Origin of the sequence: Streptococcus sp. CF7_Ac1-12 (assembly GCF_024295905.1) — a bacterium.
Classification (GTDB): Bacteria; Bacillota; Bacilli; order Lactobacillales; family Streptococcaceae; genus Streptococcus; species Streptococcus mitis_AP.
Window position 1 is genome coordinate 1 of the sequence record NZ_JANCPG010000037.1, and the last position, 735, is coordinate 735.

At 32.7% G+C, this 735-nt stretch carries 1 protein-coding gene; it reads right to left on the reverse strand.

Annotated features, from left to right (window positions below; genetic code table 11):
• Positions 1-240: 240 nt before the first annotated feature.
• The coding region (locus NMM17_RS09555; RefSeq protein WP_254754333.1) for an LPXTG cell wall anchor domain-containing protein at positions 241-735 on the reverse strand (495 nt) is incomplete at its 5' end.

Consider the following 735-nt stretch of genomic DNA (forward strand, 5'->3'; position numbering starts at 1 on the left):
CAATAAATAAGTAAAACATTTATATTAGTTAAAAACTTTATAAAAAGTAAGTACTAATAAATCTTCCCATAAAAAAACGCATAGTATCAGACTTTTTTAAGTTACTGATACTATACGTTCCTGTGATCCTGATATTTTTTCAGCATCAACAATCTTTATATTATTATCCAAATACTATTTCGTAAAGTTTTTATATAGGTCTGGATTTAATATTACACAAGATAAATAATCGACAAATCTTTAATCTTCTTTTTTCTTACGAGCTACGAGTCCGAATGCACCCAACATTCCAAGAAGTCCAAGACTAGCTAGACCAGCCTTATCTTCTGTACCAGTATTTGGTAATTCCCTCTTGTCATTAGCTACGGTTGTTTCAACGGATACTTGTTTAGAATCTGTAGAACTTGTCTGAACTGGAGTAGCTACTGGTTTTTCTGGACTTGTAGGAGTCTCTTGATTGATTGGTTTTTTCACTTTCTTATAGTGATGTAGGGTATTTCCTTTAGTATCCGTTGTTGAATGACTAAATTCGTATCCTTCCAACTCTATTGGATTGTGTTTTCCTTCTTTATCTGAAGTAATTCGGTTACCATTTTCATCAAGATATTCCGTTACAATCTGAACAGTTGAATCGCCATTTTGAGAAATCACTCCTCCACCATTTTGTGATTTAGGTGTTACTGTTACAGGAACTTCCACTGTAATAATACGACCATCAGGTAATTTAACTTTTAC